Here is a 24,408-nt window from a genome sequence, read left to right as displayed (position 1 = left end):
GAGAGACAAGGACGTACCAGCCTTTGGTCGGATTGACCGACAAGGCTGAAACGATTGACGGATTGTAACCGAATTGCCAGCACAAACAAACGCGGCTCGGGGCGTCAAGACGACAGGTTGCCACGCGACAAGCCACCACGCCGCGAAAAACAAAAACCCCCGGCCATGTCCATGGCCGGGGGTCTTGGATCAGGCCACGCGTGGCCCGATCGGGTATTTCCAGGATTACTGCTGCTGAGGCAGTTTGTCGATCGGGCCGCAGCCGCCGATGATCTTGGAAATGGAAACCGATGGGTGGAACAGGTAGTCGTACGAGCAGTTCTTAGGCTGGTTGTAGACCTGGCCGGTGCAGCCGGACAGCAGGGCAACGCCCGAAACGACGGCAACAGCAACAGTAGCTTTGATCAGCTTTTTCATAAAAATCCTTTAGTCCATGATCCACCATCACACTGATGGCGCGCGGATCATACGGGAAAAGTACCATGCAGTGAAAGCCGTTAGTGCGACATCGAGGCCGGGCTCGCGCGCACTAATAAGTTGCCAGGCTGCAACTAAGCCCGCGCAGCCATTGCTTAAACGTTACAGGATGAGAAGTTGGCGACGAGCGCACGGCAATGCACTAACGGAGCACTATTGTGCGCACTCGGGGCAAATTTCGATGCGCACGCAGGATGATTGCTCAGGCTCAAGGGTGACGGTCGTGCAATGGCCCGGCGTGAGCACGCCAGCCAACGGAGCAACGCTGAAATGGCTCGCGGCGGCAGGCGCCACTGGCTGCTCCCGCGGGGCAGTGTCCAACGCGGGCCGCAACGTCGCCTGCAGATCCCCGAGATGCTCTTGCAAACTCACCGCCCCGACCAGGGTCGGTACCAGGCTCAAGACCAGAAAGAACGTACGATAAAACATAACCTTCCAAAAATCAGTCGAACGAAAAACACTCAGACGGGCAACAGAATTGTAACTCGCCGTATTGCCATCGCTCATCCAGAACGTGGCGGCAACAACGACAAGACGAACAGCACCGCTTGCCTTTTAAACGTATTTGTTCAAACCGATTTTCTGCACGCCTACCCATTGAATGGGTCGCCCGCCAACTAGGCCACTAAGACACGACAACAGTTCGCAAGCACTACGGCCAGTGGATCCCGAAGGACACCAAAGCATGGCGGATATCGTCTGCAGAATGATGGGGTTTGGGGCGGACTGATCCGCCCCAATGCGGCCTATGAGACTGGATATCTGCCCTAAATTTGCCCTAAGACAATACCCTGAAACGACGAAGCCCCCGAAAACTCAACATTTTCGGGGGCTTCGACTACTTCGCGTATGGCGGAGAGATAGGGATTTGAACCCTAGGTACTGTTGCCAGTACAACGGATTTCGAATCCGTCCCGTTCGACCACTCCGGCATCTCTCCAATGGCGCGCATCATACCAGCGTTTTCGTTTCTGGCAAACCTTTTTTGAAAAAAATTCGCGTGGTATCAGGCGCTTGCGTGAACGCACCGCTTACAGCGGCACGCCCAGGCGCTTGGCAACTTCTTCGTAGGCTTCGATCACGTCACCCAGGCCCTGGCGGAAGCGGTCCTTGTCCATCTTCTTGCGGGTTTCCTTGTCCCACAGGCGGCAGCCGTCCGGGCTGAACTCGTCGCCCAGGACGATCTGGCCGTGGAACACGCCGAACTCCAGCTTGAAGTCGACCAGCAGCAGGCCGGCGTCATCGAACAGCTTGCTCAGCACTTCGTTGACCTTCAGCGACAGCTTCTTCATCTCGACCAGTTGCTCGGCGGTGCCCCAGCCGAAAGCGACAACGTGGGATTCGTTGATGAAGGGGTCACCCTTCTCGTCGTTCTTCAGGAACAGCTCGAAGGTCGAGGGCTCCAGCTTGATGCCTTCCTCGACGCCCAGGCGCTTGACCAGGCTGCCGGCGGCGTAGTTGCGCACCACGCACTCGACCGGAATCATGTCGAGCTTCTTCACCAGGCACTCGTTGTCGCCCAGCAGCTTGTCGAACTGGGTCGGCACGCCGGCTTCTTCGAGCTTCTGCATGATGAAGGCGTTGAACTTGTTGTTCACCATGCCCTTGCGGTCCAGCTGCTCGATGCGCTTGCCGTCGAACGCCGAGGTGTCGTTACGGAACAGCAGGATCAAGCGGTCGGCGTCGTCGGTCTGGTAAACCGATTTGGCCTTGCCGCGGTAGAGTTCGTCGCGTTTTTCCATGATGGGCTCCGCTTGCTTGAGTAGGTGGGCTAGGCGATCTGGCGCCAGTCGAGCCCATGGTCCTGGTTGGCCACCTGGAGCCAGTCCGGGTCGCACCCGAGGGTGTCGACAAAGCACTGGCGGGCCAGATGTGGCAGGTTGTTCTTGCTGCTGAGATGGGCCAGCACCAGGTGCTGCAGGTGCTGCCAGCCCAGCTCGGCCACCAGGCTGGCGGCCTGGTGGTTGTTCAAATGTCCCTGGCTGCCGCCGACCCGCAACTTGAGAAAGTTCGGATAATGACCGCGGGCCAACAGATCCCGGCAATGGTTGGCCTCGATCAGCAGTGCGTCCAGCCCTTGATAGCGCGACAACAGGTGGTAGTCGTAGCTGCCCAGGTCGGTGAGCATGCCGAAACGCCGGCGGCCATCGCTGATCACGTACTGCAACGGTTCGTAGGCGTCGTGCTCGACCCGTGTGGCGCTGACCTGCAGGTCAGCGACCGGCAGCACATCGCCGCAACCGAGGAAACCGGCCACCTCCACCGGCTTGCGCAGGCCGCGCAATGTGCCTTGGCTCATGTAGACCGGTACATTGTAGCGGCGCGACAGCAACCCTACCCCATGCACGTGGTCGGCATGTTCGTGGGTCACCAGCACCGCGCTCAGTTGCGAGGCCGATACCCCGAGCAGCGCCAGGCGCCGCTCGGTTTCCCGTAGCGAGAAGCCGCAGTCGACCAGGATGAAGGTGTCACCACTGGCAATCAGCGTGCCGTTTCCCTGGCTACCGCTTCCAAGAACCGCGAAGCGCACTTAGCCCAGACGGTCCTGGATGGCGCTCAGCACGCGGCGGGCGACATCGGCCGGGGCCACGGTGTTGATGTTCTTCTCGACGGTCACCTGGACGTTCTCACCCACCTTGCTCAGGCGAACCTGGTAGCGCTCGGCACGGGCTTCACGCTCTTCCTTGCTCGGCTCGCTGCCGAACAGGCGACTGAAGAAGCCAGGCTCCTTCTGCTTGTCGTCGGGCTTCTCGGACAGGTTGATGTAGTACAGGCCCAGGCTGCGGTTGATGTCCTCGACGCGCCATTCGCCCTGTTCCAGGGCGCGGCCCACGCCAGACCAGGCGCGGTCCAGGTCGGAACCGAGGTACAGCACCGGGTTGCCGCTGCCATCCTCGCTCAGGCTGACCTGGCTCGGCGCATCGAAGTCGCGGGCGGCGAGCAGCGAGACCGAACCGCCCTTCTCAGCGCTGCGGTTCATGCTGGCGAGCATTTCGTCGACCAGCAGCGCGTCGGCGCCGGTGTTGCTGGAGGTCGACGGGAACTCAGGCTCGGCAGTGCTGCCGGCCGGGCGCTCGACGCTGACGATGTACACCTCGGAGGTGTTGCGCTGCACGCCAGGCTCCATGCGCACCCGCACGCGAACTTCGCTGTTCGGGCTGCTGGAAGCACTGGCCAGGCGCTGGCCGAGGGACGCCGACAGCTCGTCGAAACGCTGCCAGGTGGTGTTGAATTCGCCTGTTTGCGGACGCTCTTCGGCGATGCGGAAACCGTTGTCCTCGAAGAACTGGCGGGTCACCGGCCAGACTTCGGCCGGCGAGCGCTGGGCCAGCACCCAGCGGCTGCTGCCGCTGCGCTGCAGGCTGAAATCGCTGATGCTGGCGGTGGCCGACAGCGGTTGCGGGCGCGGCACCTCGAACTCGCCGGTGGCGCGATCGTCGGCGACGTTGCGCGGGATCGGCAGCAGCGGGTCCAGGCGCTTGACGTTGCTGGCGTCCGGCGGCAGCTGCATCGGCGCGGTGGGGTGCGCCTGCAGGTAATCGCTGCCGCGGTCGCGGAAATAGCCATCCTCCCCCCAAAGCCAGCCGCACCCGCTGGTGCTGGAGATGATCAGGGCGAGAGCGGAAAGACCAGCCAGTCGCTTCATGCGGTGTACTTCCTCGTTTAAACCAGTACGCCGGACTGGCGCAAGGCAGTACGGACTTTTTCGTGACAGCCTTCGCTCAGCCAGGTCAGCGGCAGGCGGATACCTTTGTGCATCAGGCCCATTTCCACCAGCGCCCATTTCACCGGGATCGGGTTGGCCTCGCAGAACAGGTCCTTGTGCAGCGGCATGAGTTTTTCGTTGATTGCGCGGGCCTTCTCGGCATTGCCCGCAAGGGCGGCCTCGCACAGGTCGGCCATTTCGCGCGGGGCGACGTTGGCCGTGACGGAGATGTTGCCCTTGCCACCCATCAGGATCAGCTCGACGGCGGTCGGATCGTCGCCGGACAGGACGATGAAGTCCTTGTCGACGCCGTCCAGGATGGCCTTGGCACGGACCAGGTCGCCAGTGGCTTCCTTGATGCCGATGATGTTCTTGACCTTCGACAGGCGGATCACGGTCTCGGCCTGCATGTCGCAGGAGGTGCGGCCGGGCACGTTGTACAGGATCTGCGGGATGTCGACGGCTTCGGCAATGTGCTTGAAGTGCTGGTACAGGCCTTCCTGGGTCGGCTTGTTGTAGTACGGCACGACGAGCAGGCAGGCGTCGGCGCCGGCATTCTTGGCATTCTTGGTCAGGTGCACGGCTTCGGCAGTGGAGTTGGCACCGGTGCCGGCAATCACCGGGATCCGCTTCTTGCTGTGCTTGACCCGCTCGACCACATGCTTGATGACCAGGATGTGCTCCTCGACATCCAGCGTGGCGGATTCGCCGGTGGTACCGACAGCTACGATCGCGTGAGTGCCATTTTCCAGGTGGAAGTCTACAAGTTTGTCGAGGCTGTCCCAGTCCAGACGCCCTTGTGCATCCATGGGTGTGACCAACGCCACCATACTGCCCGCAATCATGTAATTGCTCCTGCCGGAAAAAGAGAGCGGTAATGGTACTGGGGGCATCGGCCTTGCACAAGCGAAGCAGGCGGGTGGAGCATTCCCCTTCGCGCCGCTTTTCGCTACCCTTGATCCTTTGATTGGTACAGTGCGGCCCGCCGGGCCGTCGACAGTGCTCCTCGCCTGCGTCCACCGCCGCCCGAACCGGCCGCGGCCCCGCCGAAAACGAGGCCTGCCCCGGTCCAGTACCGACCGCTCATCGCTTTAGGAATGCTGCATGTCCTCCCCCACCGTTCGCGAACAATTCCTCGTCATCAGCGCCCTGGGCCCCAACCCCATGGAGCTGGCCAATGTCCTGAGCCGCGCGGCCTTCGACAATCGTTGCGCGGTGGTCACCTCGCGCCTGACCCGCCACGGCGAAACCAGCGCCCTGGTGCTGCAGGTCGGAGGCAGCTGGGACGCCCTGGCGCGCCTGGAGGCGACCCTGCCTGGCCTGGGCAAGAAGCACGGCCTGACCCTGGACGTGGTGCGCAGCGCCGACCAGGAAGTACGCCCGCAGGCCCTGCCCTACGTGGCCTATGTCAGTGCCGCCTACCGCCCGGACATCATCAACGAGCTGTGCCAGTTCTTCCTCGACCACCGCGTCGAACTGGAAGCCATGACCTGCGATACCTACCTGGCACCGCAGACCGGCAGCAGCATGCTCAACGCCCAATTCACCGTGATCCTGCCGGCCGGCACGCAGATCAGCTGGCTGCGCGACCAGTTCCTGGACTTCGCCGATGCCCTGAACCTGGATGCGCTGATCGAACCGTGGCGCCCACAGAACCCCGTGTAAGGAAACCCCCATGGCCGTAGCCATCGACCAACCCGTCAGCGATTTCCAGGTTCAGGCCACCAGCGGCCAGACCGTCAACCTCACCGAGCTGAAAGGCCAGCAAGTGGTGCTGTACTTCTACCCCAAGGACAGCACCCCGGGCTGCACCACCGAAGGCCAGGGTTTCCGCGACCAGCACGCGGCGTTCCAGGCCGCCAACACCCTGGTGTTCGGCGTATCGCGTGACGGCCTGAAGTCCCACGAGAACTTCAAGGCCAAGCAGGCGTTTCCCTTCGAGCTGATCAGCGACAAGGACGAGGCGCTGTGCCAGCTGTTCGACGTGATCAAGCTGAAGAAGCTGTACGGCAAGGAATATATGGGCGTCGACCGCAGCACCTTCCTGATCGACCGCGACGGCGTGCTGCGCCAGGAGTGGCGTGGGGTGAAGGTGCCGGGGCATGTGGATGCCGTGTTGGCGGCGGCGCAGGCCCTGAACAAGGCTTGAGATCGTTGGGGGCGCCTTGCGCCCCTATCGCGATTACAGCATCGGCGCGACCGATGCGTCCTGCCGCGGCCAGGCATCCAGCACCGCCTTGAACAGCGTCGCCAGCGGGATCGCGAAGAAGATCCCCCAGAAGCCCCACAGCCCGCCGAACAGCAGCACCGCGCAGATGATCGCTACCGGGTGCAAGCTCACCGCCTCGGAAAACAGCAGCGGCACCAACACGTTGCCGTCCAGCGCCTGGATGATCGCGTACACCGCCATCAGGTAGATGAACTGGTCGCCCCAGCCCCACTGGAACAGCGCGATCAGCGTCACCGGCACCGTCACCACCACCGCGCCGACATACGGCACCACCACCGACAGGCCCACCAGCAGCGCCAGCAGGGCGGCATAGTTGAGGCCCAGGGTGATGAAGGCGATATACGTGGCAATGCCACAGATCAGAATCTCGATGCCCTTGCCGCGGATATAGTTGGCGATCTGCCGGTTCATCTCGTCGCCCACCCGGTTGAGCAGCGTACGCTCACGGGGCAGGTAGCCACTGACCCAGCGCCCGATCAGCTCGCGGTCCTTGAGGAAGAAGAACACCAGGATCGGCACCAGCACCAGGTAGATCATCGCGTTGACCAGCAACGGCAGGCTCGACAGCGAGAAGGTCAGCGCCCATTGGCCGAACTTGCCGATCTCGCCGCGCACCGACTCGATGGCGCGCAGCACCTGCTCGTCCGATACCAGGTGCGGATAGCGCTCGGGCAGCAGCAGCAACAGTGACTGCCACTTGCCGAGCATCCCCGGTAGTTCGTTGAAAAGGGTGATCAGCTGATGCCAGAGCAACGGCACCAGTACCAGCAGGAACACCGCCAGCGCGCCCATGAACAGGGCGAACACCAGCCAGACCGCCAGCCGGGTCGGTACTTTCAGACGCTCCAGGGCGTTGACCAGCCCCTGCATCAGAAACGCCAGGACCATGCCCGCCAACACGGGCGCGAGCATGCCACCCAGGGTCAGCACCACGGCGAAGGCCAGGACCAGCAGGACCGCCAGCACCACCGCCTCCTCATCGGAGAAGTAGCGCTGCATCCAGTCGCGAAGCACTTTGAACATTGACGATCCTTGGGAAAGACTCAGGCCTTGCGCAGCCAATAGGTGTACACGCCGGCCTCGGCCGTTTCATGCAGCAGCGTATGACCGGCCAATTGGGCGAACGTGCGAAAGTCGCGCTGGGAACCGGCGTCGGTGGCGAGCACCTTGAGCACCGCGCCGCTGGCCAGGCGATTGAGCTCCATCTTCGCCTTGAGCAGCGGCAATGGACAGTTGAGACCGCTGGCATCGAGCTCGGCGTCACAAGTCGGGGTGTCACTCATCGGGCAGCGCTCCAGGACCGCATGGGGAAGGCCGCTAGGATACCGCCACTGGTCGGCATCGCGCGACCCGGCTACAGTAAGGCTTTTGACCGACGCGAGCTTCTGCATGAATCTACTGCGCCCCACCCTGTTGACGCTGGCCTGCCTGCTGGCCCTGCCCGGCCACGCCGACGACCTGCCGTCACTGGGCGACGCCAGCTCCGCGATCGTCTCGCCGCAACAGGAACACCAGCTTGGCCGCGCCTGGCTGAGCCTGCTGCGTGGCCAGGTCAACCAGCTCAACGACCCACAGCTCAAGGACTTCGTCGAAACCAGCGTGTACAAGCTGGCCGAAACCAGCCAGCTGCAGGACCGGCGCCTGGAATTCATTCTGATCGACAGCAAGGAGCTCAACGCCTTCGCCGCGCCCGGCGGCATTGTCGGGGTCAACGGCGGCCTGTTCCTCAACGCCCAGACCGAAGGCGAGTACGCCTCGGTACTGGCCCACGAACTGGCGCACTTGTCGCAGCGCCACTTCGCCCGCGGCGTCGAAGCCCAGCAGCGCATGCAACTGCCGATGATGGCGGCCTTGCTGGCCGGTATCGTGCTGGCGGCGGGCGGCGGCGGTGATGCCGGCATTGGCGTGATCGCCGGCACCCAGGCTGCGGCCATCCAGGAGCAGCGGCGCTTTTCCCGACAGAACGAACAGGAGGCCGACCGCTTCGGCATCCTCAACCTGGAAAAGGCCGGCTACGATCCGCGCAACATGCCCAGCATGTTCGAGCGCCTGGCGCGCCAATACCGCTATGACGCCAAACCACCGGAATTCCTGCTGACCCACCCGGTCACCGAGTCGCGTATCGCCGACACCCGCAACCGTGCCGAACAGGCGCCCAAGGGCGGGGTCGAGGACAGCCTGCGCTATCAATTGATCCGCGCCCGCGTCGCCCTCACCTACGAAGGCACCCCGGGCCTGGCCGCCAAGCGCTTCCGCGCCCAGCTCGACGACAACCCGAGCATGGATGCCGCGCGCTATGGCCTGGCCCTGGCACAGATCAAAGGCGGCCAGCTCAACGAGGCGCGGGAGAACCTCAAGCCGTTGCTGGCCAAGGCACCCAACGACATCACCTACAACCTGGCGCAGATCGACCTGGACATCACCAACAACCGCCTGGCCGACGCCCAGCAGCGCGCCACGCGCATGCAGGGCCAGTATCCGAGCAACTACCCGCTCAAGCAGGTACGTGCCGACCTGCTGATCAAGCTGGGCAAGCCGGCTGAGGCGGAAAAGGTGCTGGATGACCTGGTGAAGAACCGCCCGGACGATCCGGACGTCTGGTACGACGTCGCCGAAGTGCGCGGACTGTCGGGCAACACCATCGGCCTGCACCGCGCCCGCGCCGAGTATTTCACCCTGGTGGGCGACTTCGACCAGGCGATCCAGCAGCTCGACTACGCCAAGCGCCGCGCGGGCAGCAACTTCCCGCTGGCCTCGCAGATCGACCAGCGCCAGCGCGAGATCATGGAGCAGCAGCGCATGGTCAAGGAGATGATGGGGCGCTAAGCCTGGTCCTGATCGCGCTGTAGGAGCGGCCTTGCCGAGGCGTCGGACCGGTCGGAAAGGGCTGCGTAGCGACCCCTTCTTTATGTGTGAGCCTGTACATCCCGGGGCCGCTATGCGGCCCTTTCGCGGCACAAGGCCGCTCCTACAGGGGTCGTGCAAGCAGCTTCAGGCGTTGCCCGACAGTTTCAACCGCGCCGCCTGGGTGAAATCGAGCATACGGTTCAGCGGCTTGATCGCCTTGGGGATCAGCGCCGGCTCGACGAAGATCTCGTCGCTGCCATTGCGCAGGCAGTCCAGCACCCGCTCCAGGGTGTTCATGGCCATCCACGGGCAGTGCGCGCAACTGCGGCAGGCCGCGCCGTTGCCAGCGGTCGGCGCCTCGACGAATTCCTTGTCCGGGCACAGCTGCTGCATCTTGTAGAAGATGCCGCGGTCGGTGGCGACGATGAAGGTCTTGTTCGGCAAGGTCTGCGCCGCCTTGATCAGCTGGCTGGTGGAGCCTACCGCGTCGGCCAGCTCGATCACCGCTTCCGGCGACTCCGGATGCACCAGAATCGCGGCGTCCGGGTACAGCGCCTTCATGTCGGCCAGCTGGCGCGACTTGAACTCCTCGTGAACGATGCAGGCGCCGTCCCACAGCAGCATGTCGGCGCCGGTCTGCTTCTGGATATAGCGCCCCAGGTGCTGGTCCGGCCCCCAGATGATGGTCTCGCCGTTGTCCATCAGGCTTTCGACGATCTCCAGCGCGCAACTGGATGTCACCACCCAGTCGGCCCGCGCCTTCACCGCGGCGGAGGTGTTGGCATAGACCACCACGGTGCGCTCGGGGTGCTGGTCGCAGAAGGCCGAGAACGCCTCTACCGGGCAGCCCAGGTCCAGCGAGCAGGTCGCCTCCAGGGTCGGCATCAGCACGCGTTTTTCCGGGGTGAGGATCTTCGCGGTCTCACCCATGAAACGCACGCCCGCCACCACCACGGTCTCGGCCGCGTGGTTCTTGCCGAAACGCGCCATTTCCAGCGAATCGGACACGCAGCCGCCAGTTTCCTCGGCCAAGGCCTGGATCACCGGATCGCAATAGTAGTGGGCGACGAGCACGGCATTCTGCTTTTTCAGCTCGGCAGCGATGGCCGCACGGTAATCGGCCTCCTGCGCGGGCGTCAGCGGGTTGGGCTGCTTGGCGTCTAGGTGGGCCTGTACCAACAGGCGTTCGGAAATCTGGGTCATGATCGCTGGACCTGCGGGGCGCGCGAGCGCGTCAGTCGAGTGTATCACCCGGCCCTGGCAGATCGGCTAGCGGTGCCGGACGGCCAGCGTCTCGGCGCCTCTGCGGGCACGGATTCTTATCGGACGCGAAGGCTACAGGCAATCGGGGGGATGCAAAAGGGGTTTTTGCGGGGAGGGCCATCGCGGGGCAAGCCCGCTCCCACGAAGTCGACGGGAGCGGGCCTGCTGAGGGATCAGCCCTGCGGCTGGAGTGCAGCCAGGTGGCCGCTGACGAGCAGGGCGAACTCTTCCACTGTCATCTTCTTGCCATTGAAGTCGACCATGCCATCGGCGTACTGCAGGCTTGCCACCACATCGCTGCCCTGCACCGTCGCCATGCCGCTCTGCAGCGCCATCATGCCGAGCATTTCACCGGCCTGGCTGGACTGCTGGGCAATGGCCTGGGCATCGGTCTCGCCTTCGAGCAGCGCCTGCAGCGTGGCCAGGTCGGCGACCATCGGCTTGGACACGCTGAGCTTGGCTTTGAGTTGCGTCAGCAACTGCTTGCCCAACTGATCAGGCGGCAGATCGAAAGAGCTGGGGTTGGCGAAATCCATCGCCAGGTTGAAGTGGCTCTCGCCATTGGCGGTCTTGAACGCCAGCTTCTCCACCGCTACCTGCGGTTTGGCGACCAGCAGCTTCTGCAGGTCGGCCTGGACCTTGGCCTGCTCCTCAGGCGTCATCTCCAGCTCAGGCGCCTCGCCTTCGGCGGCGGCCTGCTGCATCTGTGGCAACTGGCTCTGGTACCACGCCATCAGTGCCTGCATGGCCGGAATATCGATGGACTTCATGGTCAGGACCATTTCCGCGCTGCCCACCTTGCGCCCGGCATAGCTGATGTCGTCGACTTTATATTCCAGGCGCCCGGCCAGCTTGTCCTTGGCCTGGCCCTCGGCGTTGTACAGGTTGTTCTGTTGCAGCCCCTTGAGCACCAGCACTTCCTGCTTCGGCCCGAAGGTCACCTGGGTGTCGGCCAGGGCCAGGTCGAAGTTGCCGACATACACCATGTCGTGGCCAGTCTCGGTGAGCTTGCCACCGGCCTTGAAGCCATTGAGCAGGATCTTTACCGGGGCCTGTTGCTCGTCGACGAAGTTCAGTTCCAGGTGCCCGGCATCGGCATGAATGGCCACTGCCTTGCCATCGCGATCACCGCTCAACAGCACCTGCATGCCGGAGAATTCCAGGACATCGTCGCCGTCCTGCTTGAGGGTGACCGGCGCCAGGCGAATGTCACTGTCGACGCTGCCGTCGTAGCCCAGGCTGAACTGCGCGGTGAGCGGCGCCTTGTCGCCGGCGGCGGTGTACCAGCCCGAGGTGAAGTCGTCCTTGTCCAGCACGCTGTTGCTGGTGGCCAGCACCGGCATCAGCTTGAACGCCTTGACCCGCGACCAGGGGAACGGGCCATGCTCGATCTGATCGGTCACGCCGACCTCGAAGTTGACCGCGTCGGCCTCGCCCACTTGCACGTTTTCGACCTTCAGCCGGTAGTGTGCGGTGCTGGTGAAGAAATGTTGATCGAGCGACACCAGCTCGAGGGTCATGCTGCCGCCGTTACCGACCAGGGCTTTTTTCAACTCTTCGTTGCCACGGGCAACGGAGCGCTCGAGCTCGGCGGGCAGTTGCTTGCCGGTGTACCAGGCGCCAGCGGTGGTTGCGACGGCGATGGCGACGGCCAGACCGGAAAGGATGCCAACTGATTTCTTCATGAATAGAACCGATTGCTGTCCATAGGGAGGGCGATTGAGCGAGCCACGCAAAGGTGGGCGCGCGGATTGGCAAGAATACCACCGGCGCCCGGTCGGCGCGGTGATGCGTGGTGGATTTTCTGTATCTGCCGACGACGGCATGGATTGCGAAAGACCGTAAATTTTTACGAACATAAAAATCGATTTACAGCCCGCCAACTCGGCCAAACAGAGTGCATAACAGCCAAATAAATCGATTCATGCCCCACCCATTTGACAACCTGTCATGTTTAACTTGACACCCAAACGGCCATCGTCTTTTATTTCGCCACCCCGCAGCTCCGACATAAAAGGTGAACAACATGGAGCCCACCCGCTCGACCTCGTCGTGCCCGTCACCCGCCGTGCCCGTTGTTTCGACACAGGAGCAGCGCCCGCATGCAGCCTGACCACAGCGCTCCCGGCAATGCCCAGTTCCGCAAGACCCTGCGCCTCTGGCACGTGGTGATCATCGGCCTGGCCTACCTCACCCCGATGACCGTGTTCGACACCTTCGGCATCGTCTCCGGCATTACTGCCGGACATGTACCCAGCGCGTATATCCTGGCACTGGCCGGCATCCTGTTCACCGCCGTGAGCTACGGCACCCTGGTACGACGCTTCCCGCAGTCCGGCTCGGCCTACACCTACACCCAACGGGCGATCAATCCGCACGTGGGCTTCCTGGTCGGCTGGTCATCGCTGCTGGACTACCTGCTGTTGCCGATGGTCAATGCGCTGCTGGCCAAGCTGTACCTGTCGGCAATGTTCCCCGAGGTGCCGGCGTGGGTCTGGGTGGTTGGCTTCGTCACCCTGATCAGCCTGATCAACATGCGCAGCGTCAACCTGGTGGCGCATTTCAACCTGTTGTTCGTCGCCGTGCAGGTGGCGATCATCGCCGTGTTCATCTACCTCTGCTGGCGCGGCCTGGGCCACGGCGAAGGCCTGGGCACGGCCTGGAGCCTGGTGCCGTTCGCCGACGAGCAGACCCAGTTCGCCGCCCTGGCGGCGGGCGCGACCATCCTGTGTTTCTCGTTCCTGGGCTTCGACGCGGTGACCTGCCTGTCGGAAGAAACCCGCGACCCGGGCAAGACCATTCCCCGGGCGATCTTCCTCACCGCGCTGATCGGCGGCGTGGTGTTCATCGGCGTGTCCTACTTCATCCAGGCGTACTTCCCGACCATGGCCCGTTTCCACGACCAGGAAGCGGCGCTGCCGGAAATCGCCCTGTATGTCGGCTGCAAGCTGTTCCAGTCAGTATTCATCGCCTGCACCGTGATCAACACCATCGCCTCGGGCCTGGCCTCGCAGACCAGCGTCTCGCGCCTGCTCTACGTGATGGGCCGCGATCAGGTGATACCGGCCAGCGTCTTCGCCCGCCTGCACCCGCGCTACAAAACCCCGGTGCTGAACATCGCCGTGGTCGGCCTGATCTCGCTGTCGGCGATCTTCTTCGACCTGGTCACCGCCACCTCGGTGATCAACTTCGGCGCGCTGGTGGCCTTCAGTTTCGTCAACCTGTCGGTGATCAACCACTGCTATATCCGCGAACGGCAGAACAAGGGCCTGACGAACAACCTCAAGTATCTGGTCATGCCGACGATAGGCTTTTGCATCATCGTTTCGCTGTGGCTGGACCTGAACCAACACTCCTTGCTGTTCGGCGGGGTCTGGGCCCTGCTCGGCGTGTTCTACCTGGGCTGGCTGACCAAGGCCTTCAGGGTCGCGCCACCTAACTGCATCGCCGACTGAACCACCCGACGCCCGCCTCACCGCGGGCGTCCTTTTGCCAGAGAAGGAAACGCCCATGCTGTCGCGCCGCCTCTCCATCCAGTGGAAGATCACCCTGCTTGCCGGCCTGTGCCTGCTGGCCATCGTCGCCTTGCTGGTGGCGACGTCGCTGACCCAGGCTCGGCGTAGCGCCGAGCAGGTGTTCCAGGCCAACAGCGAGCTGCTCGACCGCAGCGCGCGCCTGCGCCTGCAAGCCCACGGCGAAACCCAGGCGCTGCGCATCCAGCGTTATTTCATGGATGCCTACCAGTATGGCAACGGCTTCGCGCGCCTGGTGCAAGCGCTCAAGGCCCGCGGCGGCGCCGACCTGCGCGAAGAACTGAACCGCCAGGCCCGTGCCGCGCTGGCCGGCAACAGCGACCTGATCGGCCTGTACCTGGTGTTCCAACCCAATGCCCTGGACCAGGCGGATGACCACTTCGTCGGCCAGGCGGCCAACGGCAGCAACGACAGCGGGCGCTTCTCGCTGTACTGGTCGCAACCCAGCGTGGGCGCCCTGGAGCAGGAGGCCATGCCCGAGGCGATGCTGGCCGACACCAGCGTTGGCGCCAACGGTTCGCCCTACAACCGCTGGCTGACCTGCCCGCAGGAAACTGCCAAGGCCTGCGTGCTCGACCCTTATTTCGATGAGGTCAACGGCCACCAGGTGCTGATGACCAGCATCGCCCTGCCGCTGTTGGACAATGACAAGGTGATCGGCGTGGTCGGCCTGGACATCGGCCTGGACAACCTCCAGCAGTTGAGCCTGGCCGGGCGCCAGGAGCTGTTCGACGGCCAGGGCCAGGTCAGCATCGTCAGCCCCGCGGGCCTGCTCGCCGGGCACAGCCAGGATGCCGCGCAACTGAGCAAGACCATCGAGCAAGCCTTCGGCGCCAACGCCAGCGCCCTCACCGGCCCCTTGCGCGCGGGCCAGGCAGTGGAGCGCCTGGACGGCGGCACCATGCGCATTTCCCGGCCGTTTGCGCCGATCCCGGGTGCCGCGCCCTGGCAGGTCCTTCTGGAGCTGCCCGAGCAGGTGCTGCAAGCCCCCGCCGTCAACCTCAACCAGCGCCTGGACAACCAGAACCAGCAAGCCAACCTGGTCAGCCTGCTTATCGGCCTCGGCGCGGCGGTGCTCGGCCTGTTGCTGGTGTGGCTGACCGCCCGCGGCGTGACCCGGCCGATCCTTGCCGTGGCGGCGCGCCTGGAAGACATCGCCAGTGGCGAGGGTGACCTGACCCGGCGCCTGGACTATGCCCGCGACGACGAACTGGGCCAACTGACCGGCTGGTTCAACCGCTTCCTCGACAAGCTGCAACCGGTGATCGCCCAGCTCAAGGGCTCGGTGCAGGAGGCCCGCGGCACCGCCGACCAGTCGGCGTTGATCGCCAGCCAGACCAGCGATGGCATGCAGCTGCAGCACCGCGAGATCGAGCAGGTGGCCACTGCGGCAAACGAAATGAGCGCCACGGCCCACGATGTCGCGCACAATGCCGCCCAGGCCGCGCAAGCCGCCCGCGGCGCCGACCAGGCGACCCGCGATGGCCTGGCGCGGGTTGCGGCGACGCGCACGGCGATCGACCAGCTCGCCGATGGCATGAACGCGGCGATGGACGAGGCCCGGGCGCTGGAGAGCCGAGGCGAGCAGATCGGCTCGGTGCTGGAGGTGATCCGCGCGATTGCCGAGCAGACCAATTTGCTGGCGCTCAACGCGGCGATCGAGGCGGCTCGGGCCGGCGAGGCTGGGCGTGGTTTCGCTGTAGTGGCCGATGAGGTGCGCAACCTGGCCCAGCGCACCCAGGTGTCGGTGGAGGAGATCCGCCAGGTGATCGAGGGTTTGCAGCAGGGCACGCAGGATGTGGTGGGGGCGATGCATGCGGGCCAGCGCCAGGCCCAGGACAGCGCCGCGCAGATGGAGCAGACCTTGCCTGCGTTGCAGCGGATCGGCGAGGCGGTGGCGGTAATCACCGACATGAACCTGCAGATCGCCTCGGCTGCCGAGGAGCAGAGTGCGGTGGCCGAGGAGGTGAACCGCAACGTGGCGGGGATTCGTGACGTGACCGAGTCGCTGTCAGGGCAGGCGGACGAGTCGGCGCGGATCAGCCAGGCGTTGAATCGGTTGGCCAACGAACAGCAGGTATTGATGGCGCAATTTCGGGTGTGATCATGTGGAGGGACACCTCCCTCCTCGCCCACCCATGATCTGAGCCATACCTGATCTTGATCTTCATCCAAGGTCGAAAGATCAACGTCACAACTTCAGGAGGCCGGAGCGCGGTCTCCTGAAGTGGCAATTTATGTCGACTGAACTACCGCGCGCTTAGAAGCAAAATCAAAAGCAGAGCAAGAGCAACCGCGGTGTCCTCGGGAGTTTCATGAATTGTTCACGAAGTTTTCACGCCGCCCCCTTTAGCGTCGCCTCCCAGCCAATCTGGCTGACATCCGGCGTTATGAGGCTCTCGTGTCACGCATATCCCCCACCCGCACCGACTGGGCCGGCCTCGGCTGGCTTGTGCTGTTCTTCTGGTATTTCTCCGGCGTCACCCAAGGCCTGCTGCTCTTTAGCGGCACCACCGGTTTTTCCGGCTTCCGTGACTCGCTCATCCTCAGCAGCCTGTGGCTCGCCCCAGTCCTGCTGCTACCCCGCCTGACCCGACCTCTCGCCGCACTGATCGGCGTGGTGCTGTGGGCCAGTTCGTTGGTAGGCCTAAGCTATTTCGGCATCTACGGCCAGGAGTTCTCACAGAGCGTCATCTTCGTGATGTTCGAGTCCAATACCGCCGAGGCCGGGGAATACTTCAGCCAGTACTTCAGCGTGTGGCTAGGCCTCGCATTGCTACTCTACAGCCTGGTAGCTGTCCTGTTGTGGAAACGCATCCGCCCCGTCAACCTGCCCCTGTACAGTCGCCTTCCGGTGGCGTTCCTGCTGTTGGCGGCCATCCTCGTCTACCCCTTCTACAAACAGATGGTCTCCCAGCAACGCAGCTTTGCCGACGCCCAGGAAAGGGTCGAGCAGCGCATGGCCGTGGCAGTACCTTGGCAATTGCTGGTCGGCTACCGGCAGTATCGCCAGCAACTGGACAACATGCAGGCACTGCTGGACCAGAACGCCGCCCTGCCCCCCCTGCAAAACCTCAAGGACAGCAGCGGCGATGCACCCCGTACCCTGGTGCTGGTACTCGGCGAGTCCACCACCCGCGAACACATGCACCTGTACGGCTATGGCCGCGACACCACACCGAACCTCGATGCCCTGGCTGCCCGCGACAACAGCCTCACGGTGTTTCGCAACGTGGTCTCGCCACGCCCGTACACCATCGAGGTGATGCAGCAGATCCTCACCTTTGGCAACGAGGAACATCCAGACCGCTTCCTCACCGACCCGTCGCTGATCAACCTGATGAAACAGGCCGGCTACAAGACGTTCTGGATCACCAACCAGCAAACCATGACCAAGCGCAACACCATGCTCACCACCTTCTCGCAGCAGACGGATGTGCCGGTGTACCTGAACAACCAGCGCACCCAGAACGCCAGCCAGTTCGACAGCGTGGTGCTCGACCCCTTCGACCAGGCCCTGCGCGACCCGGCGCAGAAGAAACTGATCATCGTCCATCTGCTCGGCACCCACATGGACTACCGCTACCGCTACCCGGCTGACTTCGAATATTTCAAGGACAACCTCGGCGCGCCGGCGGCCCTGTCGCCCGAGCAGGTGCAAACCTACAACTTCTATGACAACGCGGTGCGCTACAACGACTTCGTCGTCTCGGACCTGATCAAGCGCTACTCGGCCACCACGCCCAACGGCTTCCTGCTGTACCTCTCCGACCACGGCGAGGATGTCTACAGCTCCGGCAAGCATGATCGACTGGGGCGCAATGAGGCAGATCCGACCCGACCGATGTACACCATCCCCTTCCTGCTGTGGACCTCGCCCAGTTGGCAGGCGGCCCACCCCCGCGACCTGCGGGCCATGGTCAACCGCCCCTACAGCAGTGCGCACCTGATCCACACCCTGTCCGACCTGGCCGGCCTGAGCTATGACCATTTCGAGCCAGCCAAGAGCCTGGTGAACCCACAGTTCAGCGCCATCCCGCGTTGGATCGGCGATCCCTACGCGAAAAACGGCCTGCATGAGTTCGACAAGCTACCCGGCGTCAACGATGACAAGGAGCAGCGTACCGCCAGCAGCGATATCGCCAGCCCTCAGAGCAAGTGACCAAGGGCGCAAGCCCGTTCTCCCTGCGCAAGCCTTCAAGCCGGTACCTGGTCATCCAGGTACCGGCTTTTCGTATGGCTACGGGTGATGAAATTTTTTCCACCCACCCAGATGAGGCGCCTTGTCCAAAATACAAATAGACGACATCTGTCGTCGAAGTGACAAGCCCAAACTCCTTAAAACTCGACAACTTTAAATAATCACCTTATCAAAAGGCACTTTTATCGATTGTCAGACTTATCAAAACGACGAAACAAAACATTCCCAAAAGGAATGATATAGCAACTAATGGTCGTTTGTTCCCCGCGTCTTTCGAGGTCGATACTGACTTCCATCAATGCAATCGTGACCGCCATGGCCGTGGAGCCGCCATCGGCCAGAGTGCGTCCGTGCAAAGGCTTTTTCGCCGCAGTAACTGCAAGTGGCCAGAACACAACAAGAACAACAACTCACTTGAATGCAGATCAAATAGGTTGCCCATGACCCATTCGAACAACACAGCAAGTTTGACTGCCGCACCTCCCTCATCAGGACAACTCAAGCGCACCCTGACCAGCCGCCACCTGAACATGATCGCCATTGGCGGTTCGATCGGCACCGGATTGTTCGTCTCCTCCGGCGCCACCATCGCCCAGTCCGGCCCAGGCGGCGCCCTGCTGTCGTTCGCGGTGATCGGCCTGATGGTGTACTTCCTGATGACCAGCCTCGGCGAACTGGCGGCGTGCATGCCGGTCAGCGGCTCGTTCTCCACCTACGCCTCGCGCTACGTGGAAGAAAGCTTCGGCTTCGCCCTTGGCTGGAACTACTGGTACGCCTGGGCGGTAACCATTGCCGTGGACCTGGTGGCGGTGCAGATCATCATGACCTACTGGTTCCCCGACACCCCCGGAGTGATCTGGAGCGCGGCGTTCCTGGCCTTGTTGTTCGCCCTCAACGTCGCCTCGGTACGCTTCTTCGGCGAGGCCGAGTTCTGGTTCGCCTTGATCAAGGTGGTGACCATCATCGTCTTCATCATCGTCGGCGTACTGATGCTGCTGGGCATTCTCGAAGGCGGCCAGGATGGCGGCGCCCAGCTCTGGCAACTCGGCGAGGCGCCCATCGCCGGCGGCCTGCCAGCACTGATCGGCGTGGCGATGATCGTCGGCTTTTCGTTCCAGGGCACCGAGTTCGTCGGCATCGCCGCCGGCGAGACGGAAAACCCCGGGCGCAATATTCCCAAGGCCGTGCGCCAGATTTTCTGGCGCATCCTGCTGTTCTACGTGTGCACCATCATCGTCATCGGCCTGCTGATCCCCTACACCGATCCGCGCCTGCTCAAGGACGGCCTGTCCGACATCACCATCAGCCCGTTCACCCTGATTTTCTCCAAGGCCGACATGCTCGCCGCCGCCGCCGTGATGAACGCGGTGATCCTCACCTCGGTGCTGTCGGCCGGCAACTCGGGCATGTATGCCTCCTCGCGCATGCTCTACAGCCTGGCCCTGGAACGCAAGGCACCGGCGATCTTCGCCCGACTCACCCGCAGCGGCACGCCAGTGTGGGCGCTGCTGGCCACCGCGGCAGTGGCCGGCCTGTGCCTGCTGAGCTTCCTGTTCAGCCCCGGCAAGCTCTACCTGTGGCTGCTCAATACCTCCGGCATGCTGGGTTTCATCGCCTGGCTGGGCATCGCCGTCAGCCATTACCGCTTCCGCCGTGGCTATCTGTATCAGGGCCACGACCTGGCCAGGCTGCCCTACGTGTCGAAGTTCTTCCCGATTGGGCCACTGTTCGCCTTCGGCCTGTGCCTGGTGGTGATGCTCGGGCAGAACTACCAGGCGTTCCTCGGCGGGCAGATCGACTGGATCGGCGCCCTCGCCACCTACGTCGGCCTGGTGCTGTTCGTGGTGATGTGGTGGGGCCACAAGCTGCTCACCGGCTCGCGCACCGTGCGCTACAAAGAGATGGACTTCTCCAGCATCGAGACGCGCAAGGCCAGCGCCCCAGCCGCTGCCGCCCATGCCCAGCCCGGCACGGCCAAACAGCTGCCGGCCTGAGAACCACCGTCGCGGGCCGGCAACGGCCCGCCCTGACTGCCCGGGATCATGATGACCAGCCATTTCCTCGACTCCTACTATGAAGCGACCGTGCGCCGCAGCGACTACCCCGCCCAGGCCGGTCGCACCACGACCCGCGTGTGCATTCTCGGCGGCGGCCTGGCCGGTCTGTCTACCGCCCTGGGCCTGGCCGAGCGCGGCGTGACCGACGTCACCCTGCTCGAAGCCGAGCGCATCGGCCATGGCGCCTCGGGGCGCAATGGCGGATTCGTGTTCGGCGGCTATAGCCTGGGCAACGCCGAACTGCTGGCGACCCTGGGCGCCAGCGAGGCCCGTCGCCTTTACCAGTTGACCCTCGATGCCGTCGACCTGATCCGCCAACGCACCCGTCAGTACGCCATCGACTGCGACCTGATCGACCAAGGCGTGATCCTCGCCAACTGGTTCAACGACCCGTCGCGCCTGGACAAACCCCGCCAATTGATGAAAGAAGCCTATGGCGTGGACTGGGCCTATCTTTCTCCGGGCCAATTGAAGGAACAGCTCAAGAGCGAGCGCTATTACGGCGGCCTGCTCGAGCGCAACGCGTTCCACTTCCATCCGCTCAAATACGTCTGTGGCGTGGCCCGCGCCGCCAGCGACGCTGGCGTGACCCTGTGCGAGCACTCACCGGTCACCCGGATCGAAAAAAAGGCCGGCGGTGGCTACATCGTGCGCACCGTGCAAGGCGAGGTCCATGCCGAGGAAGTGGTGTTCTCCGGCGGCGGCTATGCGCGCGGCGTGCATGCGCCGGTCGAACGCGCGGTGCTGCCGATCGCCACCTACGTGGTGACCACCCCGCCGCTGGGTGAACGCTTGCAGGACGCCATTACCTGCCAGTCGGCGATCTACGACACACGCTTCGCCTTCGATTACTACCGCCCACTGCAGGACACGCGAATCCTCTGGGGCGGGCGCATTTCCATCCTCGACCGCGGGCCGCAGGCGATCGCCAAATTGCTCAAGGCCGACCTGGCAAGCGTCTACCCGCAGCTCGAGGATGTGCAACTGGAGTACTCGTGGGGTGGGTTGATGAGCTACGGCCGGCACCAGATGGCCCAGATCGGCCAGGACGAACAGGGCATCTGGCACGCCGTCGGCTTTGGCGGGCATGGCATGGCGCCCACCACCGTGGCCGGCGAAGTGCTGGCCGATGCCATTGCCCGGCGGCTGCCGGTGCCCCAGGGTTTTGCCCGGTTCGGCCTGCAGCGCACCTATGGACTGGCCGGGATGCTCGCCGCGCAAGCCACCTACAGCGCCTACCAGGCCCGCGACGCGTTCGATGCGCGACGGCTGAATCGCTGAATGGCGTTGCCCGGGTTCGCCGGCAAGCCGGCGCCTACCCGGCACACCCGTTCAGGCGCCGGCCTTGCTGGCCAAGCAGACGCCGCGGACGCGAGTCGACAAGCCGGGAACCGCAGCGCGACCGGTCAAGCGCAGGCCGGGCAATGCGAGTAGCCATACCCCCTACCCCGGCATAGCATGCAAGCCTGATGGTCGGCCTACCAAACGGACTTGGAAGATGAACGCCAACACACGCCTCGATGTCATTGCCTTTGAACAACGCCCGCTCACCCAGCCCCAGCGCGACACCCTGGAAACCTGCAGCCTCGAACAACTGCGCGACGTGCAGTTGCGGCGCCTGCGCTGGTCGCTGAAACACGCCTGGCGCAACGTGCCCTGGTACCGCCAGCAGTTCGAAGCCATGGGCCTGCACCCCGAGCAGCTCCAGGAGCTGGAGGACCTCGCCCGCTTTCCTTTCATCGGCAACGCCGAGCTGCACCACCACTATCCGTTCTCGCTGTTCGCCGTCTCCCCGCGGCAAGTGGTGCGCCTGCAAGCCTGCCACGACGGCAGCGCCCGCTCACCACTCATTGGCTATACGCGCAACGACCAGGAGGTCTGGGCGACGTTGGTCGCGCGCTCGCTGCGCGTTGCCGGTGCCCATGCCGGTGATCGCCTGTACGCGCTCGGCAGCCTGGACGGCGCCAGTGCCGGCCTGCAACTGGGCGCCGAGCGCTTGCACTGCGCATTGATCCCCCTGGCCGCGCGCGAAACCTATGAACAGGTACGCCTGCTGTGCGACTTCCAGCCGCAAATGCTGGTGGCAAGCCCGGCGCAGCTACTGGCCCTGGCCCCTGAGCTGGAGCGCCAGGGCGTCAGCTTGCCGGGCCTGTCGTTGCGCACCGTGCTGCTCGGCCCGCAACCGTGCAGCAACAGCCTGCGCCAGGAGCTCGAGCGCCGCCTGGGCGTCCAGACCCTGGCCTTGTACGGCGTGTCGGCGCTGATGGACCCAGGCATCGGCATGGAATGCCTGGAGTCACGTGATGGCGTCACGCTGTGGGAAGACCACTTCTACCCCGAGATCATCGACCCCGACAGCGGCACGCCGCTGCCCGATGGCCAGTTCGGCGAGGTGGTGCTGACCACCTTGAGCCGCGAGGCGCTGCCGATGATCCGCTACCGCACCGGCGAGATCGGCCGCTTGCTGCCAGGCACCAGCCACAGCATGCGCCGCCTCGAACGCCTCGCCGGCCCCGAGGCCAAGCCCCTGCGCCAGAGCGCCTGAACAGGACCCGCGCCATGACTGTCATGCACCCGCTGCAAGTCGCCGATATCCGCCGCGAAAGCGCCGACACCGTGTCGAGCGCCTTTACCGTACCCGCGCACCTGAGCGCGACCTACCGCTTCCAGCAAGGGCAGTACCTGCAGCTGCAAGCCCAGTTGCAAGGTGAGCCGGTACGGCGTTCGTATTCGATTTTCAGCGCACCCGACGACGGCGAGTTGCGGGTAGCGATCCGGCATGTGCCGCAGGGCCGTTTCTCCAGCTATGCCAATACCCAATTGAGCGTGGGCGATACTTTGCTGGTCATGCCGCCGGCAGGTTCGTCCTATCGCCCCGAGCCGCAAGCCCCGGTCCACCATTGCCTGGGCATGGCCTCGGGCAGCGGCATCACCGCGTTGCTGCCAATCATCAAGGCCACCCTGGAAAACGACGACGACAGCCGCTTTACCTTGGTCTATGGCAACCGCGACCGCGCCAGCCTGCTGTTCGGCGAACGCCTGGCCGCGCTGCAGGCCCTGTATGGGCAACGCCTGGAACTGATCCTGCTTTTCAGCCGGGAAAGCAACGACAACGGTCTGCCGTCCGGGCGCCTGGACCTGGCCATGTGCGACACCCTGTTCCGTGAATGGATCGACGTCAGCCGGCTCGACGCGGCGTTCCTGTGTGGGCCGCAGGCCATGGTCGAGACGGTGGGAGGGGCGCTGAAGGATTACGGCCTGGCCGCCGAGCGCCTGCATTTCGAACGCCTGGCCGAGCCCAGGCTGCAGCCCTGCTAGGGCCCGAGGGCCTTGCGCTGCCTGGCAGCGCAAGGCGAACGTGCGCTCAATCGCGGTCGCGATGGTCGGCGACGCCGCGCATCCAGTAGCCCTTGCCACGCACCAGGCGGCGCTGGATCGAACAGGTTTCGGTGAGGTAGTCACGCACCTCGTTGACCGCCTGCGCCTCGCTGGCAATCCAGAACTGGCCGATCCCCGAGGGCAGTTGCAAACGCTTGATACCTTCGAGCAACAAGTTGCTGCCGGCCGGGTGCTCATCGCGGAAATACCACTCGCAATTGACCGTGGCCAGCGAATCCACCGCCTGCAGTTCACTCAGGCTCGCCGCCTCCAGCACCACCAGGGCGCGGTCGCGCGGCGACAGGCTCTCGAGAATGCTCATCACCGCCGGGGTGCCGGTCTCATCGGCGGCCAGCAGCATCCACTCGGCATCGTCCTGGGGCTGGAAGCCGCCGCGCAAGGCCGAACAGCCAATCTGCTCACCGACCCAGGCCCGCTCCACCCAACGCCCCGCAGGACCATGGTCATGGCGCACGAAGTCGACCTCGACCCGAGCCGATTGCGGAAAATGCCGGCGGATGGTGTAGGCGCGGGTGACCTGGCTGCCCGCGCTGGGCAGGAACAGCTTCAGCCACTGCCCCGCCTGGCAGGGTGGCACCTCGGCGAACAGGTCGCCCTTCAAGGTGACACGCCGCACCAGCGGCGTGACATCGCGGATATCGGTGACTTCGAGGTTGTATTTCATTCTTTTGCGAAATTCGAGCATGAAAACTCCA

20 protein-coding genes, 1 tRNA gene and 1 pseudogene are annotated in these 24,408 nt (G+C 63.9%); 11 read left to right on the top strand and 11 right to left on the bottom strand.

All coding sequences use genetic code 11. The annotated features are described in order from the left end of the window. Nucleotides 1–225: 225 nt before the first annotated feature. The 6 genes from ACODS5_RS11955 to dapA all read right to left on the bottom strand — a co-directional run bounded on the left by ACODS5_RS11955 (nucleotide 226) and on the right by dapA (nucleotide 5,028). Nucleotides 226–417 (bottom strand): DUF4223 family protein, encoded by a 192-nt coding sequence (locus ACODS5_RS11955; protein ID WP_023630554.1) that lies wholly within the window; start codon nucleotides 415–417, stop codon nucleotides 226–228. A 910-nt stretch (nucleotides 418–1,327) separates the two neighbouring features. Next, nucleotides 1,328–1,417 (bottom strand) — tRNA-Ser (locus tag ACODS5_RS11950). A 91-nt stretch (nucleotides 1,418–1,508) separates the two neighbouring features. Next, nucleotides 1,509–2,219, bottom strand: a complete 711-nt coding sequence (gene purC / locus ACODS5_RS11945) for a phosphoribosylaminoimidazolesuccinocarboxamide synthase (protein ID WP_016392503.1) — start codon at nucleotides 2,217–2,219, stop codon at nucleotides 1,509–1,511. 29 nt (nucleotides 2,220–2,248) lie between these two features. Beyond that, entirely contained in the window at nucleotides 2,249–3,007 is a 759-nt protein-coding gene (locus tag ACODS5_RS11940) for an MBL fold metallo-hydrolase (RefSeq protein ID WP_134689368.1), read from the bottom strand. Beyond that, nucleotides 3,008–4,123: an NlpB/DapX family lipoprotein gene (gene bamC, locus ACODS5_RS11935; protein ID WP_134689370.1), complete on the bottom strand. Its 1,116-nt coding sequence runs from the start codon at nucleotides 4,121–4,123 to the stop codon at nucleotides 3,008–3,010. Between the two features lie 17 nt (nucleotides 4,124–4,140). Then, nucleotides 4,141–5,028, bottom strand: a complete 888-nt coding sequence (dapA, locus tag ACODS5_RS11930; protein WP_134689372.1) for a 4-hydroxy-tetrahydrodipicolinate synthase — start codon at nucleotides 5,026–5,028, stop codon at nucleotides 4,141–4,143. A gap of 259 nt (nucleotides 5,029–5,287) precedes the next feature. Between dapA and ACODS5_RS11925 the strand changes: the two genes are divergently transcribed. Both ACODS5_RS11925 and ACODS5_RS11920 read left to right on the top strand, forming a co-directional pair. Next, nucleotides 5,288–5,848 carry a glycine cleavage system transcriptional repressor gene (locus ACODS5_RS11925; protein WP_134689374.1) on the top strand — a complete coding sequence of 187 codons (561 nt, stop codon included), beginning with the start codon at nucleotides 5,288–5,290 and terminating at the stop codon, nucleotides 5,846–5,848. Nucleotides 5,849–5,858: 10 nt separating this feature from the next. After that, the gene (locus ACODS5_RS11920; protein ID WP_489108758.1) at nucleotides 5,859–6,332 is read left to right on the top strand and encodes a peroxiredoxin; all 474 of its coding nucleotides are present in this window, start codon (nucleotides 5,859–5,861) and stop codon (nucleotides 6,330–6,332) included. Between the two features lie 33 nt (nucleotides 6,333–6,365). On the opposite strand, the gene ACODS5_RS11915 is transcribed toward ACODS5_RS11920, so the two are convergent. Both ACODS5_RS11915 and ACODS5_RS11910 read right to left on the bottom strand, forming a co-directional pair. Then, nucleotides 6,366–7,436, bottom strand: coding sequence for an AI-2E family transporter (locus tag ACODS5_RS11915; protein ID WP_217849351.1), 1,071 nt, complete (start codon nucleotides 7,434–7,436; stop codon nucleotides 6,366–6,368). Between the two features lie 20 nt (nucleotides 7,437–7,456). Further along, on the bottom strand, nucleotides 7,457–7,696 hold the full coding sequence (locus ACODS5_RS11910; protein ID WP_023630920.1) for a sulfurtransferase TusA family protein: 240 nt from the start codon (nucleotides 7,694–7,696) through the stop codon (nucleotides 7,457–7,459). Nucleotides 7,697–7,802: 106 nt separating this feature from the next. On the opposite strand from ACODS5_RS11910, the gene ACODS5_RS11905 reads away from it, so the two are divergent. Continuing rightward, nucleotides 7,803–9,239 (top strand): M48 family metalloprotease, encoded by a 1,437-nt coding sequence (locus ACODS5_RS11905; RefSeq protein WP_134689379.1) that lies wholly within the window; start codon nucleotides 7,803–7,805, stop codon nucleotides 9,237–9,239. A gap of 165 nt (nucleotides 9,240–9,404) precedes the next feature. Here ACODS5_RS11905 and nadA read toward each other — a convergent pair whose 3' ends face one another. Next, on the bottom strand, nucleotides 9,405–10,463 hold the full coding sequence (gene nadA, locus ACODS5_RS11900; RefSeq protein ID WP_134689381.1) for a quinolinate synthase NadA: 1,059 nt from the start codon (nucleotides 10,461–10,463) through the stop codon (nucleotides 9,405–9,407). 233 nt (nucleotides 10,464–10,696) lie between these two features. Then, nucleotides 10,697–12,208, bottom strand: a complete 1,512-nt coding sequence (locus tag ACODS5_RS11895; protein ID WP_134689383.1) for a YdgA family protein — start codon at nucleotides 12,206–12,208, stop codon at nucleotides 10,697–10,699. Nucleotides 12,209–12,625: 417 nt separating this feature from the next. On the opposite strand from ACODS5_RS11895, the gene ACODS5_RS11890 reads away from it, so the two are divergent. The 8 genes and pseudogenes from ACODS5_RS11890 to ACODS5_RS11855 all read left to right on the top strand — a co-directional run bounded on the left by ACODS5_RS11890 (nucleotide 12,626) and on the right by ACODS5_RS11855 (nucleotide 23,632). Beyond that, entirely contained in the window at nucleotides 12,626–13,978 is a 1,353-nt protein-coding gene (locus tag ACODS5_RS11890) for an APC family permease (RefSeq protein WP_489108757.1), read from the top strand. A gap of 55 nt (nucleotides 13,979–14,033) precedes the next feature. Further along, nucleotides 14,034–15,302, top strand: a pseudogene (locus ACODS5_RS11885) (methyl-accepting chemotaxis protein); the annotation flags it as partial. 102 nt (nucleotides 15,303–15,404) lie between these two features. After that, nucleotides 15,405–16,160 carry a methyl-accepting chemotaxis protein gene (locus ACODS5_RS11880; RefSeq protein ID WP_489108785.1) on the top strand — a complete coding sequence of 252 codons (756 nt, stop codon included), beginning with the start codon at nucleotides 15,405–15,407 and terminating at the stop codon, nucleotides 16,158–16,160. 297 nt (nucleotides 16,161–16,457) lie between these two features. After that, nucleotides 16,458–18,218 (top strand): phosphoethanolamine transferase CptA, encoded by a 1,761-nt coding sequence (locus tag ACODS5_RS11875; protein ID WP_489108756.1) that lies wholly within the window; start codon nucleotides 16,458–16,460, stop codon nucleotides 18,216–18,218. Between the two features lie 506 nt (nucleotides 18,219–18,724). After that, the gene (locus tag ACODS5_RS11870; protein WP_372239468.1) at nucleotides 18,725–20,251 is read left to right on the top strand and encodes an amino acid permease; all 1,527 of its coding nucleotides are present in this window, start codon (nucleotides 18,725–18,727) and stop codon (nucleotides 20,249–20,251) included. Between the two features lie 51 nt (nucleotides 20,252–20,302). Then, nucleotides 20,303–21,595, top strand: a complete 1,293-nt coding sequence (locus ACODS5_RS11865; RefSeq protein WP_489108755.1) for an NAD(P)/FAD-dependent oxidoreductase — start codon at nucleotides 20,303–20,305, stop codon at nucleotides 21,593–21,595. A 217-nt stretch (nucleotides 21,596–21,812) separates the two neighbouring features. Then, nucleotides 21,813–22,859, top strand: a complete 1,047-nt coding sequence (locus ACODS5_RS11860) for a phenylacetate--CoA ligase (protein ID WP_134689394.1) — start codon at nucleotides 21,813–21,815, stop codon at nucleotides 22,857–22,859. A 14-nt stretch (nucleotides 22,860–22,873) separates the two neighbouring features. Beyond that, nucleotides 22,874–23,632: an FAD-binding oxidoreductase gene (locus ACODS5_RS11855; protein WP_489108754.1), complete on the top strand. Its 759-nt coding sequence runs from the start codon at nucleotides 22,874–22,876 to the stop codon at nucleotides 23,630–23,632. Between the two features lie 46 nt (nucleotides 23,633–23,678). Here ACODS5_RS11855 and ACODS5_RS11850 read toward each other — a convergent pair whose 3' ends face one another. Continuing rightward, nucleotides 23,679–24,398 (bottom strand): siderophore-interacting protein, encoded by a 720-nt coding sequence (locus tag ACODS5_RS11850; protein ID WP_489108753.1) that lies wholly within the window; start codon nucleotides 24,396–24,398, stop codon nucleotides 23,679–23,681. Between the last annotated feature and the right edge of the window lie 10 nt (nucleotides 24,399–24,408).

It is taken from the genome of Pseudomonas sp. FG47, assembly GCF_057809115.1.
This window is presented reverse-complemented; position numbering and strand designations above follow the sequence as displayed.

What these genes read in the sequence shown, in the direction of transcription:
- ACODS5_RS11955 (WP_023630554.1), bottom strand. Translation starts at nt 417, where the DNA reads ATGAAAAAGCTGATCAAAGCTACTGTTGCTGTTGCCGTCGTTTCGGGC.
- purC (WP_016392503.1), bottom strand. Translation starts at nt 2,219, where the DNA reads ATGGAAAAACGCGACGAACTCTACCGCGGCAAGGCCAAATCGGTTTAC.
- bamC (WP_134689370.1), bottom strand. Translation starts at nt 4,123, where the DNA reads ATGAAGCGACTGGCTGGTCTTTCCGCTCTCGCCCTGATCATCTCCAGC.
- dapA (WP_134689372.1), bottom strand. Translation starts at nt 5,028, where the DNA reads ATGATTGCGGGCAGTATGGTGGCGTTGGTCACACCCATGGATGCACAA.
- ACODS5_RS11925 (WP_134689374.1), top strand. Translation starts at nt 5,288, where the DNA reads ATGTCCTCCCCCACCGTTCGCGAACAATTCCTCGTCATCAGCGCCCTG.
- ACODS5_RS11920 (WP_489108758.1), top strand. Translation starts at nt 5,859, where the DNA reads ATGGCCGTAGCCATCGACCAACCCGTCAGCGATTTCCAGGTTCAGGCC.
- ACODS5_RS11915 (WP_217849351.1), bottom strand. Translation starts at nt 7,436, where the DNA reads ATGTTCAAAGTGCTTCGCGACTGGATGCAGCGCTACTTCTCCGATGAG.
- ACODS5_RS11910 (WP_023630920.1), bottom strand. Translation starts at nt 7,696, where the DNA reads ATGAGTGACACCCCGACTTGTGACGCCGAGCTCGATGCCAGCGGTCTC.
- ACODS5_RS11905 (WP_134689379.1), top strand. Translation starts at nt 7,803, where the DNA reads ATGAATCTACTGCGCCCCACCCTGTTGACGCTGGCCTGCCTGCTGGCC.
- nadA (WP_134689381.1), bottom strand. Translation starts at nt 10,463, where the DNA reads ATGACCCAGATTTCCGAACGCCTGTTGGTACAGGCCCACCTAGACGCC.
- ACODS5_RS11895 (WP_134689383.1), bottom strand. Translation starts at nt 12,208, where the DNA reads ATGAAGAAATCAGTTGGCATCCTTTCCGGTCTGGCCGTCGCCATCGCC.
- ACODS5_RS11890 (WP_489108757.1), top strand. Translation starts at nt 12,626, where the DNA reads ATGCAGCCTGACCACAGCGCTCCCGGCAATGCCCAGTTCCGCAAGACC.
- ACODS5_RS11880 (WP_489108785.1), top strand. Translation starts at nt 15,405, where the DNA reads ATGCAGCTGCAGCACCGCGAGATCGAGCAGGTGGCCACTGCGGCAAAC.
- ACODS5_RS11865 (WP_489108755.1), top strand. Translation starts at nt 20,303, where the DNA reads ATGACCAGCCATTTCCTCGACTCCTACTATGAAGCGACCGTGCGCCGC.
- ACODS5_RS11860 (WP_134689394.1), top strand. Translation starts at nt 21,813, where the DNA reads ATGAACGCCAACACACGCCTCGATGTCATTGCCTTTGAACAACGCCCG.
- ACODS5_RS11855 (WP_489108754.1), top strand. Translation starts at nt 22,874, where the DNA reads ATGACTGTCATGCACCCGCTGCAAGTCGCCGATATCCGCCGCGAAAGC.
- ACODS5_RS11850 (WP_489108753.1), bottom strand. Translation starts at nt 24,398, where the DNA reads ATGCTCGAATTTCGCAAAAGAATGAAATACAACCTCGAAGTCACCGAT.